The following is a 16,977-nucleotide window of genomic DNA, read 5'->3' as shown; positions in this document are numbered from 1 at the left end:
GGACTCACTTCTCTCACGGTCGAGGAGCGGCGGCGGTTGGCTGGTGGTCATGACGCAGAGATCGGCAGCAGCGAGATCGACAGCAGGAGGTAGCAGGATGATCGGACGGTCGGGGGTGGGCACCGGGCCGGCGGGCGAGGACGTGCTCCTGCGCGACGGCACGATCGCCCGCGTACGCGACGCGGTGCCCGGGGACCGGGACCGGCTGGTCCAGCTCCACGAGGAGCTCTCCGACCGGCATCGCTACGAGCGGTTCTTCCACGTCGGCGACCTCGACGCAGCCCGGTTCGTCGAGGGCCTGCTGCCCCGGCTGGCCGGTGGCGAGGCGGTCGCGAAGGTCGCGGTCGTCGACGGTCACATCGCCGGGCTGGCGAGCTGCACGAGGGCGGCAGGAGACGGGGAGGCCGAGCTGGCGCTGGTCGTCGCCGACCGGCATGTCCACCGCGGCGTCGCCACCCTGCTCCTGGAGCATCTGGCCGTCGCGGCGGCCGAGGTGGGCGTGACCGATCTCGTGACGTACGTGATGGCTGACAACGCCGCCGCGTTCGACGTGCTTCAGAATGCCGGGTTCGAGCTCACCTCGTCCCCGCACCGGGAGACCGTCGAGGTGCGCTTCCCGGTGCGGCTCACCGAGCACGTGCTGGCGGCGATGGCCGCTCGTGAGCAACGGGCGGACGCCGACTCGATGGGCACACTGCTGCGGCCGCGCTCGGTCGCCGTGATCGGTGCGAGCCGGCGCGAGTCCCATCCCGGCCACCAGGTCGTACGCAACCTGCTGCGGGCGCGGTTCACCGGCACCGTACATCCCGTCAACCCCCACTGCGACTACCTGCTGGGGATGCGCTGCCACTCGTCGATACTCGACGTGGCACCCGTGGATCTGGCTGTCGTCGCGGTGCCCGCCGCCGAGGTGCCGAAGGCCGTACGGGAGTGCGCTCAGGGTGGCGTACGCGACGTGGTGATCCTCTCCAGCGGCTTCGCCGAAGCGGGCCCGGAGGGGCGGCGTCTGCAGGACGAGGTCCTGGCGATCGCCCGCGGATCGGGGATGCGCGTGGTCGGGCCCAACTGCCTCGGTGTCGCCAACACCGATCCCGACGTCCGGCTGGACGCCACCTTCTCGCCCATGAGCGCAGGACGCGGGCGGGTGGCGATGATGACCCAGTCCGGCGCGGTGGGGATCGCGGCGCTGCAGCGGGCCGAAGAGCTCGGCGTGGGCCTGTCGGCGTTCATCTCCTCCGGCAACAAGGCCGACGTCAGCTGCAACGACCTCCTCATGTACGCAGCCGAGGACCACGCCACCGACGTGGTCGCGCTCTACCTGGAGTCGTTCGGCAACCCGCGCAAGTTCTCCCGTCTGGCCAGGCAGTTGAGCGCGCGCAAGCCGATCGTCGCCCTGGTGGGCGGCAGCAGCCGTGGGGGCCGGCAGGGGGCGCTCGGGCACACCGCCTCGGCGGTCACGTCCGCGGACGCGGTGGACGCGCTCTTCCGGCAGTGCGGGGTGATCGGCGTGCACGGTCTCGAGGAGCTGCTGCAGACCACCAGCGTGCTCGCGAACCAGCCTCTGCCCGCCGGCCGCCGGGTCGGGATCATCAGCAATGCCGGCGGCCCGGCGATCCTGGCCGCCGACGCCTGCGAGAGCGAGGGGCTGCAACTCACGACGCTGAGCGCCGAGACCATGGCCGCGATCCGGGAGATCGTCCCGGACGCCTCCTCCGTGCAGATGCCCGTCGATCTCGGCTCCGGCGTCGGCTGGGAGGCATACGCCGACGTGGTCTCGACCATCGCCCGCAGCGGTGAGATCGACATGCTGATCGCGCTGCGCACCCCGCTGCCCGGCCTCTCCTACGCATCCTTCACCCGCGCGCTGCGCACCGCGTTGCGAGCCGGTCCGGACGAGGACGCGCCCCCGGTCGCGACCGTCGCCGTGATACTCGACCCGCATGGCCCGAGCCGGCCGATCAGCGCCGGTGACCATCGTGTGCCCGTGTTCTCGTTCCCCGAGGACGCCGCCCGCGCCCTCGGCCCGATCGCCCGCTACGCCGAGTGGCGTGCCGAGCCCCACGCCCCGGTCGCCGAAGCCCCTGCCGGGAGCCGGGTGACCGCTCGAGAGGTGGTCGCGCGCACGCTGCGGGCGGCTCCGGAGGGGTGCCGGCTCCCCGAGCCGGACGCGCGGCAGCTGCTCGCTGCGTACGGGATCGGGGTGTTGCCGAGCGTCCTGGCCGATGGTGCGGAGGAGGCTGTCGACGCCGCGGAGTGGGTGGGGTACCCGGTCGTGGTCAAGGTCGCCGACCCGGTCGCGCATCGCACCGACGTCGGGGGCGTACGCGTCGGTCTGCGAAGTCCCGACGAGGTGCGTCTCGCGGCGCACGAGCTTCTCGGCATCGCGGTCGAGCGTCCGGGCCTGATCGTCCAGCGTCAGGTCCCTGCCGGCGTCGAGCTGATCGCCGGCGTCACCCAGGACGAGGTCTTCGGGCCCCTGGTGATGGTGGGGTACGGCGGGGTGTACACCGAGCTGATCGAGGACCGGAGCTTCCGGCTGACGCCGCTCAACCGCGCCGACGCCGCCGCTGCGATCGCGGAGCTGCGCACCGCGCCGCTGCTGGCCGGCTACCGCGGCGCGCCGGCGGCCGACGCCGCCGCCGTCGAGCACCTCCTCGTCTGTCTCGGTCGCCTTGCCGACGATCTTCCGGAGGTCGCCGAGATCGACCTCAATCCCGTGATCGTGCACGAGCGCGGTGTCTCGGTCGTCGACGCGAAGATCCGGCTGCACCCGGCAGCGCAGGCCCCTGACCCGAACGTGAGGCGACTGCGCCCTCCGATCGGGTCGATCGGGTCTGACTGGGACACCTGATGGCGAAGATGCTCGGGTGGAGGACGGTCGGCGGGGGAAGTCTGTCGGCAGGTCAGATCCAGGTCCCCGAGCCCGCTCCCGGGGAGGTCCTGATCGCGGTGGAGGCGTGCGGCGTGTGCCGGACGGACCTGCACGTCGTCGACGGCGATCTTCCCCGCCACCGCAGTCCGGTGGTGCCGGGACACGAGATCGTGGGGCGGGTGCTGGCTCGCGGCGATCACGAGGTGGGTGCGCCGGAGGTCGGCGCCCGGATCGGGGTGCCGTGGTTGCGCTCCACCTGCGGTCGGTGTCGATGGTGCCGGCGCGGCGCCGAGAACCTCTGCGAGCAGTCCCGCTACACCGGGTGGGACGCCGACGGTGGCTATGCCGAGTACGCCGTCGCACCGATCGACTACACCTACCTGATCCCGGAGTCGCTGACCCCGGTCCAGGCAGCGCCGCTGCTGTGCGCAGGGATCATCGGCTATCGGGCGCTGCGCCGTTCGGCGCTCCCACAGGGAGGCCGGCTGGGCCTCTACGGGTTCGGGGCAAGCGCTCATCTGACCGCGCAGATCGCGATCCATCAAGGCGCCGAGGTGCATGTCGTCACCCGCGGTGAGCAGGCGCGCCGGCTGGCGCTCGAGCTCGGCGCGGTCACCGCGGTCGAGCCCGGAGATGTCCTCCCGCCGCTCGACTCGGCGATCGTGTTCGCGCCCGCCGGGGAGGTCGTACGCGAGGCGCTCGCCGGGCTCGAAGCCGGTGGCACCTGTGCGGTCGCCGGTATCCATCTCTCCGACATCCCGCAGCTCGACTACCAGCACGATCTGTTTCGCGAACGCACGCTCACCAGCGTCACCTCGAACACCCGGGCCGACGGCGCAGAGCTCTTCATGCTGGCCAGCCGGCTGGGCCTCCACGCCGAGGTCACTCGCTATCCCATCGGCTACGCCGACCGGGCGATCGCAGACCTCGCCGAGGACCGGGTACGAGGCGTCGCGGTCCTCGAGATGAACGGCCTGACCAGAACCTCGGTGCCGTCATGACCGAGACCGGACCGATGCCGGTGGGGATCGACGGCGAGGCGTACGGAGGGCTGCGGGAGACCCACTCGGGACTCGTCGTGTTCGTCGGGCAGACCGCGTACAAGCTGAAGAAGCCCGTCGACCTGGCGTTCCTGGACTTTCGTGAGCCGGAGGCCAGGCGCCAGGTCTGTCGTCGGGAGCTGGAGCTCAACCGCCGGCTCGCAGCCGACGTGTACGTGGGTCTGACCGAGCTGCCGCTGGCCGACGGTTCCTCCGAGCCCGCGATCGTGATGCGGCGCATGCCCGACGAGCGGCGTCTCGCCACGCTGGTTCGCCGGGGGGAGCCAGTCGTGGGGGAGGTGCGCAGGATCGCGCGGACCGTCGCCGCCTTCCACGCCCGCGCCGAGCGAGGGCCCGAGATCGCTGCCGAGGGTGGCGCGCCGGCGCTCCGGTCGCGCTGGCGGCACAATCTGGACGAGGTCGCCCGGTTCCGAGGCGGGCTTCTCGACGAGGCTCTCGTCGACGAGGTCGACCTGCTCAGCAGCCGCTACATCGACGGCCGCGAGCCGCTGCTCGCCGAGCGGGTCGGCACCGGGCGAGTCGTCGACGGCCACGGCGATCTCCTCGCCGACGACATCTTCTGTCTGCCCGACGGTCCGCGGATCCTCGACTGCCTCGAGTTCGACGACCGCCTGCGCCGTCTCGACGGCCTCGATGACGTCGCCTGCCTGGCGATGGATCTCGAGCGGCTCGGCGGCGCCGGTCTCGCGGCGGAGCTGATGACCGCCTACCGCGAGTTCGGGGCGGACACCTACCCCGAGTCCCTCGCGGACCACTACATCGCCTACCGCGCGTTCATGCGAGCCAAGGTGACCGCCCTGCGTGCCGGGCAGGCGCACACCCGCCACGAGGCGGGCGAGGCGACCGCGGAGGCCGTACGCCTCACGGAGCTCGCCCACGACCACCTGCGCCGCGGAGAGATCAGGCTCATCGCCGTCGGTGGCTCCCCGGGAACCGGGAAGTCGACGCTGGCACGAGGTGTCGCCGATCGGCTCGGCATGGTCGTGCTGAGCAGCGACCGGCTGCGCAAGGAGCTGGCCGGCATCGATCCCGAGCACCACGCGGCGGCCGAGTGGCAGCAGGGCATCTACAGCCCGGCATGGACCGCACGGACCTACACCGAGCTGCTCGAGCGCGCGGCCACGCTGCTCGCCCACGGAGAGTCGGTGGTGCTCGACGCCTCCTGGACGGACCCGGAGCATCGGACCCTCGTCGAGAACGTCGCGCGTGCGACGTACAGCACGTTCACGGTCCTGCGCTGTGATGTCGCTCCCGAGGTCGCGGCCGCCCGGATCGCTGGTCGCACCGACATCTCGGATGCCGACGAGATGGTCGCGGCCAACCTGAGACGAGCCGAACGGCCCTGGCCGGGAGCCGTCACGATCGACACCGGTGGCGCCGTCACCGAGTCGGTGGAGATCGCGATCGCCGCCGTGCTCGGTCAGCGAAGCGATGTGAGGAAGGTGCTGCGATGAGGAACGGACGGGGGCCCGTGGGTCCGGAGAGATCGCCCAGGCCGGTCGAGGAGCTGCTGCTGCGCGGCGGTCCGCTTCCCGAGGCCGCTGCCTACGGTGCGGCGACGTACTTCGCCGACAGCCGGGCGCCTCGGGGCGACCGTCATGTGCGGCTGTGCACCGGCACCGGCTGCTTCGTCGCTTCCGCCGGACGGCACGTCGACGAGGTCGAGGCACCCCCGTCGGGACGAGCCGAGCTCTACGCACGCGAGTGGCTGCCTCCCGGCGAGGAGCCGGACAGCGGCTACCCCTACACCCTCATCACCGGACGCCGGCTCGCCCACTACAACGCCGGCACGATGACCCGGCGCACCCCGAACGTCGAGATCGCTCCGGCCGAGCACCTCGACATCCATCCCGATGACGCCGCACGTCTCGGTCTGGACGAGGGCTCCGGTGTCCGGGTGACCAGCCGGCGCGGATCGGTGCTCGCCCGGGTCCGGCGCACGGAGGACGTCTCGCCCGGTGAGGTCTTCATGAGCTTCCACTTTCCCGACGTGCCCGCAAACGTGCTGACCTCCGAGAACACCGACGAGGTCACCGACTGCCCCGAGTACAAGGTGACGGCGGTTCGACTGGAGCAGGCCGACCGGCCGAGGTCACCGCTGCCGAACGGGTCAGGCGACCGGTGAGGAGTCGACGACCTTGCCGGTGGTCATGAGCTGGACCACGCTGCGGATGTCGAGCTCGGCGGCCGGGCGCACGGCGACGAGGCGACCGAGGTAGAACACCGCGATCCGGTCGGCGACGCGGAAGACATCGTTCATGTTGTGGGAGATCACGATCACCCCGATCCCTCGGACGGCGAGCTGCTGGATCAGGTCGAGCACGACCTCGGTCTGAGCGGTGCCCAGGGCCGCGGTCGGCTCGTCCATGATCACGAGCTTGGCGTGCCAGAGCACTGACTTGGCGATGGCCACCGACTGGCGCTGACCGCCGGAGAGCGAGCCGACGGGTTGCCGCACCGAGCGGATCGTGGTCACGCCGAGTCCACGCAGGGTCTCCCTGGCCGCGCCTTCCATGTCGTCGTCGTCGAGCAGCCCGTGGTGGAGCCGCTCACGCCCGAGGAACATGTTCTGCACGACGTCGAGGTTGTCGCAGAGAGCGAGGTCCTGGTAGACGGTGGCGATGCCGAGATCGGCAGCCTCACGTGGGGTTCGCAGCTCGACCTGCCTGCCTTCCCACAGGATGCGCCCGCTGCTGGGACGGTGGATTCCGGCGACGCACTTGATCAGCACGGACTTGCCGGCGCCGTTGTCACCGGCGAGCGCGGTCACCTGACCGGCGGGGATGTCGAGGGTCACGTCGGTGAGCGCGTGGACGGCCCCGAAGTTCTTGGACAGGTGCTCCAGGCGGAGCAGCGGCTCGGCCATCAGATCACCGCCAGTGTCACGATCACGATCGCCACGATCGTTCCGGCGACTCCCGATGCCGTGATCGCGGCCGCGGGGCTGCCGGCGGAGAAGTCGTGGCCGGGCGTTGCCGCCTCGGGGGCCGTGTGGCGTCGTCGCGCGATGAACAGGCCGGCGCCGACGAGAAGCGCGCCCACCACGAGCATGACGATCGGCGCCGCCAGATCACCGGGGAACAGCTCGATGACGGACGACGGAAGCACGAGCAGGGTGCCGAGCGCGCCGACGGCGAGGAGCAGGAGGTCACGGAAGAGAACCGAGGTCGCGACGACGGCGACCGACGTCGCGAGAGCCAGGACGATGCCGCCGGTGGTGGGGATCGTGGTGAGGGCTCCGGCGAACATCCCGGCGGCCCCGAACACCATGACGAAGCGCCTCGGCTCGAGGACCCCGCCCCAGCCGAGCAGCGACCAGATCAGGGCGGTGCCCCAGGCGGCGAACCCGGGCAGCGCGTCGCCGACGTCGAGCTCGTTGGTGAGAGCCGCGGCGGTCAGGACGAAGCCGACCATGGTGACGAGCTGCTGGAGGAGCGTACGGCCGAGGAACCACAGGCCGGCGGCGTACGCGGCGATGCCGGCGCTGACCAGCAGGAAGACGTGCTTGCCCGCGAGGTCCAGCGCGTCCCCGCCGAGCAGGCCCAGGAACCCGGCGAGCGCGCCGGTCGATACCAGCCACAGGATCGAGCGCAGCCGTTCACCGACCTCGCCGATACGCGCGGGGACGGCGAACCCGGCGGCGAGCAGCACGACGGCGACGCCGCCGACGATGACCAGCCGGGCGGTGGTGCCGATCTGGTCCCAGTACAACGACGCGATCAGGATCGAGGCGACCAGGATGATGACGCCGCCGAGGTAGCCGAGCGCCTCGGTGACGAGCGAGGAACGCTGGTGGGGGCTCTCGTGCGCAGCGGCAGCCCGCTGGACGATCACGTCGCGAGCCATGATCATGGCGGCCTGCTGGCGGGTGATCAGCCGATCAGCCACCCAGCCCTCGACGAGCGACTCGAGCGGAACGGGCTCGTCGGGATTCGGCTTCGCGGGGCGGGAGGCGGGCGTTCGGTGGGCTACGTGAGCAAACATGGTGTGCCCCTTTCTCTTCTTCTTCAGTCTTCGCCGCGTGCGCCGCGCCGCTCAGTGTCGAAGGTCCCAGCGGGCGGGGTAGGAAGCCATCACCAGGCAACGGTTCGGTTCGGCCGGGTCACCCGAGCCCCGCCGCCGAGAGCGGTCCGCCTCCGGAGTGCTCCACGGGAAGGTCCGAGGTGAGCTCGGCGAGACCCTCGCGGGTGAACACCGAGGTGCCCGCGGTCGCGATCATCGCCGCGCTGCAGGCCAGGCCCAGCCGCGCCGCCCGGGGGAGGTCCCAGCCCTGGGTCAGCCCGGCGATGATCCCGGCGACGAGGGCATCACCGGCGCCCACGCCGCTGACCAGGTCGTTGGAGAAGGCGGGGAGCAGCTGCGTACGCGTCGGGGTGATGAGGGCGATGCCCAGGTGGCCGCGGGAGAGTACGACGACGCCTGCGCGCGTGGTCTCCAGGAGCTGCCGAGCCCCCTCCAGCTGTTCCGCGGTCGTCGCGAGCTCCCGCCCCAGGTGCTCCTCCAGCTCGCGCACGCTCGGCTTGATCAGATAGGCGCCGTGCGCCTGCGCGAGGGCGACACCGGAGGCGTCCACGACGAGCCGGGCGCCGACGGCGTCGCTCAGGCACTGCACCCGAGGGACGATGTCGGCGGAGACACCCGGCGGCAGGCTGCCGCTGAGCACGACGTACGCCGCGTGGCGCCCCGCACGCCTCACCGCCTCGAGACACCGGTCCAGGTCGTCGCCGGACAGTGGCGTCCCGGGCAGCACGAAGCGGTACTCCAGTCCGGTGTCCCGCTCGGTCACATGGTGGCTCAGCCGGGTCTCCCCGGGGACGTCGATCGCCTCGAACGGCAGCTGCTCGATCTCGAGCAGTTCGGTGAGGGCCCGCCCGATGTGACCTGCCACGGGGAAGATCGCCAGCGTCGGAACGCCGAGCACGTGCAGCACGCGCGCCACGTTGATCCCACCGCCGCCGGGGTCGATCCGAGGGGCGCTGCACCGCATCTTGCTACCCGGCACGAGCCGAGGTACGGAGAAGGAGTCGTCCAGCGCCGGGTTCAGGGTGATGGTCACGACGTCGGGTGAGGTGAGCATCAGCGGCCCTTCCTGCTGTCGTGCGGGTTCGTCTTCAGGCAACCATCGCCGGCCGGGCACGGCAGGTGGCAGAGGTCCCGGACCGGGTGACCAAGGTCTCGTGAACCCGCCGCCGAGCGACAACAAGACTGTGATCGGAGGGGTGCCGACGGCACCCGACGAAACTCAGGGAGGACAGATGAGCACCATCATCAAGCGCCCGACCAACCCGATCGCGGACCTGCTGGGCTGGTTGGAGACCGAGTCGACGGCGATGCGTTCGTTCGGGACGGCGCCCTACATCAGGGTGGAGGACTTCGTCGAGGACGGCAGCTACGTCGTCCGCGCGGAGATGCCCGGGGTCGACCCGGACAAGGACATCCAGATCGACGTGGCCGGCGACCTCATGACGATCCGGGGTGAGCGCCGCGAGGAGGAGCACGACCGCAACCGGCGCGAGCTGCACTACGGGTCCTTCGAGCGCACGCTTCCGCTGCCCAGCGGTGCCAAGGCCGAGGAGGTCCGTGCCACCTACACCAACGGTGTGCTGGAGGTCCGGGTGCCGTACGCGGTCGAGGAGCCGAAGACCACACGCGTCGCCATCGAGCACAACGGGAGCTGATTCGGTGCGATCCGACGGATCATCACAGGCAGTGTCCGAGCTGGAGCGGCGCGCCGCCACCGTGTGGGCGGTGGACGTGTTCCTCGACCATGACGAGAGCACGGTGCACGCCGTGGCCAAGCTCTACGCCGAAGGCCGGCCGGCACTGGTCGGCACCGGCGCCGCCGGCCTGTGCCCCGGTCAGGATCTCGCGGTCGGTGAGCGACTCGCGGCGAGCCGCGCTCTGGAGCGGCTCGCCGCCGGGCTGCTCATCGACGCACGTCACGAGGTCGACGAGCCGGAGCCGTCGGGTCGCGAGGGATTCGCACATCGCGCACGCCCGCCGCGGTCCGCGCCGAGGATGCTCGTCGGCGCCGACCGGCCGCTGCGGCGCACGCCGGCGATCGACTGGGCGGTGGCGCACACGGAGCCGGGCGGACTCGGGATCGAGCTGTGTCATGTCGTCGACGACGCCGGGCCGTCGTGGGAGCGTACGTTGCGTGGTTCGGTCTCGGAGGCCAAGGACGAGATGACCGAGCTGCTCGACGAGGTGCATCAGGAGCACCCGAGCGCGAACCTGACCTCCTCGGTCCTGGTCGGTTCCGAGAGCGCCCTGCTGGCCCGCTCGCGAGACCGGGAGCTGGTCGTCCTCGGGCGCGCGGACGCGGACGGCACCGACGGCTCCTACGTCGGCGCGACGGCGATGACCATCGCCCAGAACGCTGAGGTGCCGATCGTGGTCGTGCCGTCCGGCTGGTCGCCACACCCCGATTCCGCGGGACCGGTGATGGTGGCGATCGACGCGCTCGAGCCGCACCTGGAGGCGGTCGAGTTCGCACTGGCGTACGCGCACTGGCGCGGTCTCCCGCTCCTCGCCGTCTCGGCGTGGGACACGCCGGCAACGTCCGGTACGCCGATGCTGCTCAACAGCGAGGAGGAGTGGATGGAGCGGATCGCCGACGGCTTGGACGCCGCGGTGAGCCCGCTGCGCGCGCTCTATCCGGACGTCGCGGTCAGCCAGCGCTCGCCTCACGGCCCGCCCGCGGACGTGATCCTCGGTCTTGCCGAGAAGGCGTCCTTGCTCGTGGTCGGCCGGCCGGGTCACGGCCGGCACTGGCGGATGCCGTTGGGCTCGGTGAGCCGGCGCCTGTTGCACCGTGCGGCCGTCCCGGTCGCGGTCGTACCGACCGACTGGCACGCCCTGGCCAGTGCCATGCCCCGTCATCTGCCCGGCTGATCGGCCGGCTGATCGCCCGGCCGGGCGCCCGACGGGGCGCCCGGCCGGGTCAGGACGAGGCCGCGCTCTCGTGGTGGAGGATGTCGTCGACGGCACGTCGTGGGGTCGGCGGCAGCAGAGCCTGGTGGCGCTGCGGCCAGCCGATCCGTACGAGCACCTGCGGGCAGGAGTTGTCACCGAGCAGGTCGTGCTGCAGCGTACGCCGGGTGGACCCGATCTCGATGGGCTGCGTGTAGGGCACCAGGGCCAGGCCCGAGGTGGTGCACGAGAGCCAGATCGCGTCCAGCGCCTCGCCAGCGCGAAGCCAGGAGAGCGGGTCGTCCGAGGCGGTCGCCAGGACGAGCCATTCCTCGGCGGACGCGCCGGTATCGCCGTAGTCGTCGGCGAGCGTCCCGCCCGGGAACCGGGAGTAGGAGGAGGGGTCGCTGCCGGCAGCGAGCAGGCTGGACTCCGGGATGCCGTCCTCGGTGCCCCCGCGGGTCCAGGAGTAGAGCTCGGCGAGGTAGGCCTCGTCGGTCGACTGGTGGGCGCGAGCGGTCTCCAGCGCCGACAGCACCACCGGACGGAGATGGTCGGGGACCGTGGTGGCCACGACGGCGTGGTCACGGACCAGCTCGGCGAGATGGTCGAGGCGTTCGCGCGGGACCGGCCAGGACGAGACCAGGCGCCGGTCGGTGTGGCGCTGCTCGATGGCCGCGAGCCTGCCGAGGTCGGCGGTGTCGGGTTCGCGCGGCGTGAACGTCACGACCGCCAGCAGATCGGTGCGGCCGCCTTCGGGGGTGCGGTGCACCGTGCACGCCCACCCGGTGCCGGCGGCGGCCACGACGAGCTCGTGGAGCGCCGCACCGCAGCTCATCACCAGGTCACGTTCGTTGGGGTCCGCGTGGAGGAGCTTGCGGTGCGGGTCGGCCCGGAGGAGCAGCATCTGGTCTCGTACGGCCCAGGCCCATGGCTGGGTGTTGTGGACCGACGGCGCACGCGATGCCAGCCCCAGGATCGCTCGCAGGGTCGGTTCGTCGGGAAGGGTCGACATCTCAGACCACCACCTGTCGCATCAGCTGGTGGCCGAGGTCGGCGGCCCAGTCGCCGGCGCGGGCCTCTTCGTCGGTGCCCAGGGGTCCTTCCACGCCGCGGACGTAGAAGCTCACCGACGGGGCGACGTCGTAGCCACGGCGCCGCAGCAGGTGGGCCGCGTGCTTGGCGGCAGAGCCGGGGAGATGACGCATCGCCCGCGCCCGGGTGTCGAACACGGCGATGCGCACCGAGTCCGCGTCGCGGTCCTCGAGCTCCTCGAGCCACTCCCGGATCCCGCGGGCCTCGACCTCTGCCGGAGCGCCTTGCAGCACCGCGTCGGCTCGCGTGCTCGGCCTGCTCATGCCGAGTGCGTGCGTCGGAGCTCCGATCACGACCAGGTCATGGGCACGGAGCACGTCGGCGCCGGCCAGTGCCACCGGGATCACCTTGACCTCCATCCCGCCGCGCCGAAGGGCATTGGCGACGGAGGTCGCGAGGGTGGCGGTGTTGCCGAACATCGACTCGTAGACGACGGCTGCTCGCATCTGGTTCACGTCCTTTCCTGTGCGCCACGCCCCCTGCGTGGTGCCGATGACACCAGCCTCGGCCGAACGGACGTGACCGGGCAGTGGCACACGTCCCCGACCCGAGGACCTAGGTCCGATGCAGTCGCCCGGTGGGGCGCAGAGGCTGGTGGCATGAACTCACACGAATCCCCGGTGGTGCTCGAGGGGCAGCTCGACCCCCGCACCAGTCGCGCGCTGTGGCTGGTCAAGTGGCTCCTGCTGATCCCGCACTACATCATCCTGTTGTTCCTCTGGATCGCCTTCACCGTGCTCAGCGTGGTCGCCTGGTTCGCGATCCTGTTCACCGGCCGCTACCCGCGGGCGATCTTCGACTTCAACCTCGGTGTGCTGCGCTGGACCTGGCGGGTGGACTTCTACGGCTACGCCGCGCTCGGCACCGACGCGTACCCGCCGTTCACCCTCGAGGACGTCGCCGACTACCCGGCTCGCCTCCACATCGCCTACCCCGAGCGGCTATCGCGCGGTCTGGTCCTGGTGAAGTCGTGGCTGCTGGCGATCCCGCACCTGCTGGTCCTCGGCTTCTTCGTGGGTGGTGGGCTGTACGTCACGCAGGCCAGCAACGACCCCGACACCTGGACCTGGGGGAGCGGGATCGTCGGGCTCCTGGTCCTCTTCGCCGGCGTCGCGATGCTCTTCGGGCGCGGCTATCCGCGAGGCATCTTCGACCTGGTCCTCGGGATGGACAGATGGGCGGCGCGGGTCGCGGCGTACGTCTTCCTGATGACCGACAGCTATCCGCCTTTCCGGCTCGACCAGGGTGGGAGCGAGCCGGTCGCCCCGGTGTCGCCGGAACCTTCGGCCCCCGCCGGGGCCGAAGCAACGCCGCCGGTCACCGAGTATCCCGTCGGAACCGGACAGCAGTGATCGAGACCTCGCAAGCCCGGCGAGGGACCTTGGTCCTCGTCGCACGGGTCAGACGTGCATTGGCAGGCGTCGTTCTCGGCCGTAGGTTGGTCTGGTGACCGAATCAGCAGCGCCCGAGGGCGCATCAGAGCCCATCCGGGTCTTTCTGCTCGACGACCATGAAGTGATCCGCCGGGGGATCAAGGACCTCCTCGAGGACGAGGACGACATCATCGTCGTCGGGGAGTCCGGACTCGCCGAAGAGGCCCGTCGACGGATTCCGGCCATGCGACCGCACGTCGCGATCCTCGACGGCCGGCTCCCCGACGGGTCCGGCATCGACGTCTGCCGTGACATCCGCTCCGTGGACCCGAGCATCGCCGCACTGATCCTGACCTCCTTCGACGACGACGACGCGCTGTTCTCCGCGATCATGGCGGGGGCTGCGGGCTACCTCCTCAAGCAGATCCGCAGCGGCGACCTCGTCGAGACCGTGCGCCAGGTCGCCGCGGGCAAGTCGATGCTGGACCCGGCGGTCACCGCACAGGTGCTGGAGCGCATCCGCAGCGGGCCCAAGACCAACTCGGTCTTCGAGAACCTCACCAACCACGAGCGCCGGATCCTCGAGCTCATCGGCGAGGGTCTGACGAACCGGCAGATCGGCAAGGAGATGCATCTGGCCGAGAAGACGGTGAAGAACTACGTCTCCTCCCTGCTCGCCAAGCTCGGCCTGGAGAGCAGGACCCAGGCGGCGATTCTGGTCACCAAGACATTGCAGGGTTGATAGGTTGGAGGCGTACCACTCGTTCGATGGGGAGGGTCGATGTGGGACGTACGCCACCACCCCGGCAACGCCACGCACCAGATGACACGGCAGAGACAGCGCTGCGCAGCACACCGCTCGACGAGCTGCTGACCGAAGTCCTCGACAGGGTCACCGACGCTCGAGACGAGCAGGTGCGCTGGCGGCTGCTGCTCGACGCCATCGTGACGATGGGTGCGGGCCTCTCGATCGACGACCTGCTGGACCGGATCGTCGAGGTCGCCCAGGCGCTGGCCGGGGCGAAGTACGCAGCGCTCGGCGTCCTGGCCAGCGGCGGCGAGCGACGGCTGCGCCTGTTCATCACCCGAGGTCTTTCCGCCGAGCAGCAGCTCCGGATCGGAGACCTGCCCACCGGCCACGGCCTGCTCGGGCTGCTGATCGACCACCCCGAGCCGGTCCGCCTGCAGGACATCAACGAGCACCCGGTCTCCTACGGGTTTCCCAAGCATCATCCGCCGATGCGGTCCTTCCTCGGTGTGCCCGTGCGCATCGGCGAGAAGGTGTTCGGCAACCTTTACCTCACCGAGAAGGCCGACGGTGAGGACTTCACCGACCAGGACGAGAACATCGTGGTCGCCCTGGCCGCAGCCGCCGGCGTCGCGATCCAGAACGCCCTGCTGGCCGAGGAGGCCGCCCGTCGCGGACGCTGGCTCGACGCGCGCGCCGAGATCACCAGCGCGCTGATGGGCGACATCGACCGCGCCTCCGCTCTCCAGCTGGTGGTCGACCGGGCCCGCGAGGTCGCCGGCGCCGACGTCGCCTGGATCGTCACCGGTCCGGCCGCTGACCGCCTACGGGTGGAGGTCGTCTCCGGCACCGACGTGGACAACGACGTGCTGAAGCGCGCTCCGCTGCGCGAGTCGGTGGCAGGGCAGGCGATCCGAGAGGGTGTGCCGATGATCGTGGAGGAGATCGCGGGCGCTGCCGAGGGCGGAAGTGCGGCAGCGGTCATCGACCTGAGCGACATCGGCCCGGGCGTGCTCGTGCCGCTGGGCCGCACCGACCCGTCCGAGGAGATGAACGCCGTCGGTGCGCTCGCGCTGGCTTGGAGACGAGAGAACGCCGAGCAGGCGCAAGACGTCGACCTCGCGGTCGCCGACGCCTTCGCCGGACAGGTGGCGGTGGCCATCCGGCTGGCGCAGAGCCGTGAGGAGCGTCAGCGGCTGGCCGTCTACGACGACCGCGACCGGATCGGCCGCGACCTGCACGACATCGTGATCCAGCGGCTCTTCGTCATCGGTCTGCGACTCCAGGGCGGCCTCAACCTGGCCGACCACCCGAAGCTGCGGGCCCGACTGGACCAGGCCGTCGAGGACATCGACGAGACGATCCGCGACCTCCGGCGGGCGGTCTTCGAGCTCGGCACTCCCGATCACAGCGGGGACATCCAGTCGCAGGTCACCGAGCTGGTCAACCGGGCCGCGACCTCGCTCAAGTTCCGTCCGAAGCTCGCCTTCGAAGGCCCGATCCGGCTGAGGACGCCTCCCGAGGTGGCCAAGGACGTGGTCGCGGTGCTCGGCGAGGCGCTGTCGAACACGGCCCGCCACGCGCGCGCCAGCGAGGTCGACGTGTCGCTGACGGTGGGCACCGAGCTCGTGCTCCGGGTCCGCGACGACGGGGTGGGAATCCCCGACGCCGCGGTGGAGAGCGGCCTGGCCAACATGCGCCACCGCGCCGAGGCGCACGGCGGTCGGTGCACCGTCGAGAAGGCGAAGCCGAAAGGGACCGTCGTCGAATGGTCGGTGCCGTTGAGCTGAGGGCTCAGGCGCCGCTGAGGTCGGCCTCGTCGCCGATCATCAGGACCTTCATCGCTCCGGTCTCCTTGGCATCGGCGAAGATGTCGTACGCCTCCTGGATCTCCCCCAGGCCGAACCGGTGGGTCACCAGGTCGGGCAGCGCGAGCCGCCTCGCGGCGAGCATGGACAGGAGCATCGGCGTCGAGCTGGTGTCGACCAGGCCGGTGGTGATGGTGACGTCGCGGTCCCACAGCGACTCGAGGCTCAGGACGGCGCTGCGACCGTGCACACCCACGTTGGCGACCCGGCCGCACGGTCGGACGAGCTCGGCGCACAGCTCGAAGGTCTCGGGCACACCGACCGCCTCGATGGCGACATCGACGCCATCTGAGGTGTTGCTCCGGACCCAGGCGCGTGCCTCCTCGGCACTGGTCACGGTGACATCGGCGCCGTAGACCTCGGCGGTCTTGCGCCGGGCCGGGGCCGGGTCCACCACGACGATCCGCAGCGGGCTGTAGAGCCGAGCGGTCGCGATCGCGGCGAGCCCGATGGGGCCGGCTCCGACGATCAGCACGGTGTCGCCCGGGGCGACCCGGCCCTTGCGCACCCCGACCTCGTACGAGGTCGGCAGGATGTCGGCGAGCAGGACGGCGGTCTCGTCGTCGACCTCACGCGGCAGGTGGTGCATCGAGTGGTCGGCGAACGGCACTCGGACACGTTCGGCCTGGGTGCCGTTGATCAGATGGCCGAGCACCCAGCCGCCGCCCCCGGTGCACCGGCCGTAGCTGCCGGTCCGGCAGTAGCGGCAGCGTCCGCAGCTGCTGATGCAGGAGATCAGCACCCGGTCGCCCGGTTCGAAGTCGCGTACGCCGGGGCCGGTCTGCTCGACCACCCCGACCGCCTCGTGGCCGAGCACGGTCCCGGGCGCCACGCTCGGGACGTCGCCCTTGAGGATGTGCAGGTCGGTGCCGCAGATCGTGACGGCGTCGACGCGGACGATCGCGTCCTCGGAATCGGTGATGACGGGGTCGGGGACCTCGGTCCACTTCCGGGATCCGGGGCCGTCGTAGACGAGTGCTTTCATCGTTTCCTCCTCGGTCTGGTTGCGTCGATCCTCGGCGGCTCCCGGTGCGTGGAGGAGTGCCAT

General features: G+C 71.0%; 15 protein-coding genes. 9 read left to right on the top strand and 6 right to left on the bottom strand.

The window, feature by feature from the left end; genetic code table 11:
• The first annotated feature begins 97 nt into the window (after nucleotides 1-97).
• From OG984_RS08225 to OG984_RS08210, 4 genes are read left to right on the top strand one after another with little or no spacing between them, the layout of a single operon-like run.
• Nucleotides 98-2,851, top strand: coding sequence for a bifunctional acetate--CoA ligase family protein/GNAT family N-acetyltransferase (locus tag OG984_RS08225; protein ID WP_328531098.1), 2,754 nt, complete (start codon nucleotides 98-100; stop codon nucleotides 2,849-2,851).
• Nucleotides 2,851-3,873: a zinc-dependent alcohol dehydrogenase family protein gene (locus OG984_RS08220; protein WP_328531097.1), complete on the top strand. Its 1,023-nt coding sequence runs from the start codon at nucleotides 2,851-2,853 to the stop codon at nucleotides 3,871-3,873. Before OG984_RS08225 ends, OG984_RS08220 begins: the two co-directional genes overlap by 1 nt.
• On the top strand, nucleotides 3,870-5,387 hold the full coding sequence (locus OG984_RS08215) for a bifunctional aminoglycoside phosphotransferase/ATP-binding protein (RefSeq protein ID WP_328531096.1): 1,518 nt from the start codon (nucleotides 3,870-3,872) through the stop codon (nucleotides 5,385-5,387). The genes OG984_RS08220 and OG984_RS08215 overlap by 4 nt, the downstream gene beginning before the upstream one ends.
• A complete protein-coding gene (locus OG984_RS08210; RefSeq protein ID WP_328531095.1) occupies nucleotides 5,384-6,058 on the top strand; it encodes a molybdopterin dinucleotide binding domain-containing protein in 675 nt (224 codons plus the stop codon). Before OG984_RS08215 ends, OG984_RS08210 begins: the two co-directional genes overlap by 4 nt.
• Here OG984_RS08210 and OG984_RS08205 read toward each other — a convergent pair.
• The 3 genes from OG984_RS08205 to OG984_RS08195 form a co-directional block, all read right to left on the bottom strand.
• Entirely contained in the window at nucleotides 6,044-6,799 is a 756-nt protein-coding gene (locus tag OG984_RS08205; protein WP_328531094.1) for an ATP-binding cassette domain-containing protein, read from the bottom strand. The genes OG984_RS08210 and OG984_RS08205 overlap by 15 nt on opposite strands.
• A complete protein-coding gene (locus tag OG984_RS08200; protein ID WP_328531093.1) occupies nucleotides 6,799-7,917 on the bottom strand; it encodes a DUF2157 domain-containing protein in 1,119 nt (372 codons plus the stop codon). Before OG984_RS08200 ends, OG984_RS08205 begins: the two co-directional genes overlap by 1 nt.
• Before the next feature lie 118 nt (nucleotides 7,918-8,035).
• Nucleotides 8,036-9,010: a 1-phosphofructokinase family hexose kinase gene (locus tag OG984_RS08195; protein WP_328531092.1), complete on the bottom strand. Its 975-nt coding sequence runs from the start codon at nucleotides 9,008-9,010 to the stop codon at nucleotides 8,036-8,038.
• A gap of 178 nt (nucleotides 9,011-9,188) precedes the next feature.
• Between OG984_RS08195 and OG984_RS08190 the strand changes: the two genes are divergently transcribed.
• Both OG984_RS08190 and OG984_RS08185 read left to right on the top strand, forming a co-directional pair.
• Nucleotides 9,189-9,611, top strand: a complete 423-nt coding sequence (locus tag OG984_RS08190; RefSeq protein WP_196874427.1) for an Hsp20/alpha crystallin family protein — start codon at nucleotides 9,189-9,191, stop codon at nucleotides 9,609-9,611.
• A gap of 31 nt (nucleotides 9,612-9,642) precedes the next feature.
• Complete coding sequence (locus tag OG984_RS08185; RefSeq protein ID WP_328531091.1) at nucleotides 9,643-10,827, top strand: universal stress protein; 1,185 nt, start codon at nucleotides 9,643-9,645, stop codon at nucleotides 10,825-10,827.
• A 49-nt stretch (nucleotides 10,828-10,876) separates the two neighbouring features.
• On the opposite strand, the gene OG984_RS08180 is transcribed toward OG984_RS08185, so the two are convergent.
• Complete coding sequence (locus OG984_RS08180) at nucleotides 10,877-11,860, bottom strand: Acg family FMN-binding oxidoreductase (RefSeq protein ID WP_328531090.1); 984 nt, start codon at nucleotides 11,858-11,860, stop codon at nucleotides 10,877-10,879.
• A 1-nt stretch (nucleotide 11,861) separates the two neighbouring features.
• A complete protein-coding gene (locus tag OG984_RS08175) occupies nucleotides 11,862-12,395 on the bottom strand; it encodes a flavodoxin family protein (RefSeq protein WP_328531089.1) in 534 nt (177 codons plus the stop codon).
• A gap of 144 nt (nucleotides 12,396-12,539) precedes the next feature.
• Here OG984_RS08175 and OG984_RS08170 point away from each other — a divergent pair, with 144 nt between their 5' ends.
• The 3 genes from OG984_RS08170 to OG984_RS08160 all read left to right on the top strand — a co-directional run bounded on the left by OG984_RS08170 (nucleotide 12,540) and on the right by OG984_RS08160 (nucleotide 15,851).
• Entirely contained in the window at nucleotides 12,540-13,292 is a 753-nt protein-coding gene (locus OG984_RS08170) for a DUF4389 domain-containing protein (RefSeq protein WP_328531088.1), read from the top strand.
• A 94-nt stretch (nucleotides 13,293-13,386) separates the two neighbouring features.
• Nucleotides 13,387-14,055 (top strand): response regulator transcription factor, encoded by a 669-nt coding sequence (locus OG984_RS08165; protein WP_328531087.1) that lies wholly within the window; start codon nucleotides 13,387-13,389, stop codon nucleotides 14,053-14,055.
• Nucleotides 14,056-14,081: 26 nt separating this feature from the next.
• Nucleotides 14,082-15,851 (top strand): sensor histidine kinase, encoded by a 1,770-nt coding sequence (locus OG984_RS08160; protein ID WP_328531086.1) that lies wholly within the window; start codon nucleotides 14,082-14,084, stop codon nucleotides 15,849-15,851.
• 4 nt (nucleotides 15,852-15,855) lie between these two features.
• On the opposite strand, the gene OG984_RS08155 is transcribed toward OG984_RS08160, so the two are convergent.
• On the bottom strand, nucleotides 15,856-16,914 hold the full coding sequence (locus tag OG984_RS08155; RefSeq protein WP_328531085.1) for an alcohol dehydrogenase catalytic domain-containing protein: 1,059 nt from the start codon (nucleotides 16,912-16,914) through the stop codon (nucleotides 15,856-15,858).
• Between the last annotated feature and the right edge of the window lie 63 nt (nucleotides 16,915-16,977).

The sequence above is a fragment of the Nocardioides sp. NBC_00368 genome (genome assembly GCF_036090055.1).
Lineage (GTDB): Bacteria > Actinomycetota > Actinomycetes > Propionibacteriales > Nocardioidaceae > Nocardioides.
Note: the sequence above shows the minus strand (reverse complement) of the source record. Positions and strands in the feature narration are given on the sequence as shown.

Excerpts from the sequence above, each read along its gene's own strand:
- OG984_RS08170 (WP_328531088.1), top strand. The coding sequence starts at position 12,540 with ATGAACTCACACGAATCCCCGGTGGTGCTCGAGGGGCAGCTCGACCCC.
- OG984_RS08190 (WP_196874427.1), top strand. The coding sequence starts at position 9,189 with ATGAGCACCATCATCAAGCGCCCGACCAACCCGATCGCGGACCTGCTG.
- OG984_RS08200 (WP_328531093.1), bottom strand. The coding sequence starts at position 7,917 with ATGTTTGCTCACGTAGCCCACCGAACGCCCGCCTCCCGCCCCGCGAAG.
- OG984_RS08220 (WP_328531097.1), top strand. The coding sequence starts at position 2,851 with ATGGCGAAGATGCTCGGGTGGAGGACGGTCGGCGGGGGAAGTCTGTCG.
- OG984_RS08210 (WP_328531095.1), top strand. The coding sequence starts at position 5,384 with ATGAGGAACGGACGGGGGCCCGTGGGTCCGGAGAGATCGCCCAGGCCG.
- OG984_RS08195 (WP_328531092.1), bottom strand. The coding sequence starts at position 9,010 with ATGCTCACCTCACCCGACGTCGTGACCATCACCCTGAACCCGGCGCTG.
- OG984_RS08160 (WP_328531086.1), top strand. The coding sequence starts at position 14,082 with ATGGGGAGGGTCGATGTGGGACGTACGCCACCACCCCGGCAACGCCAC.
- OG984_RS08225 (WP_328531098.1), top strand. The coding sequence starts at position 98 with ATGATCGGACGGTCGGGGGTGGGCACCGGGCCGGCGGGCGAGGACGTG.
- OG984_RS08180 (WP_328531090.1), bottom strand. The coding sequence starts at position 11,860 with ATGTCGACCCTTCCCGACGAACCGACCCTGCGAGCGATCCTGGGGCTG.
- OG984_RS08205 (WP_328531094.1), bottom strand. The coding sequence starts at position 6,799 with ATGGCCGAGCCGCTGCTCCGCCTGGAGCACCTGTCCAAGAACTTCGGG.
- OG984_RS08155 (WP_328531085.1), bottom strand. The coding sequence starts at position 16,914 with ATGAAAGCACTCGTCTACGACGGCCCCGGATCCCGGAAGTGGACCGAG.
- OG984_RS08215 (WP_328531096.1), top strand. The coding sequence starts at position 3,870 with ATGACCGAGACCGGACCGATGCCGGTGGGGATCGACGGCGAGGCGTAC.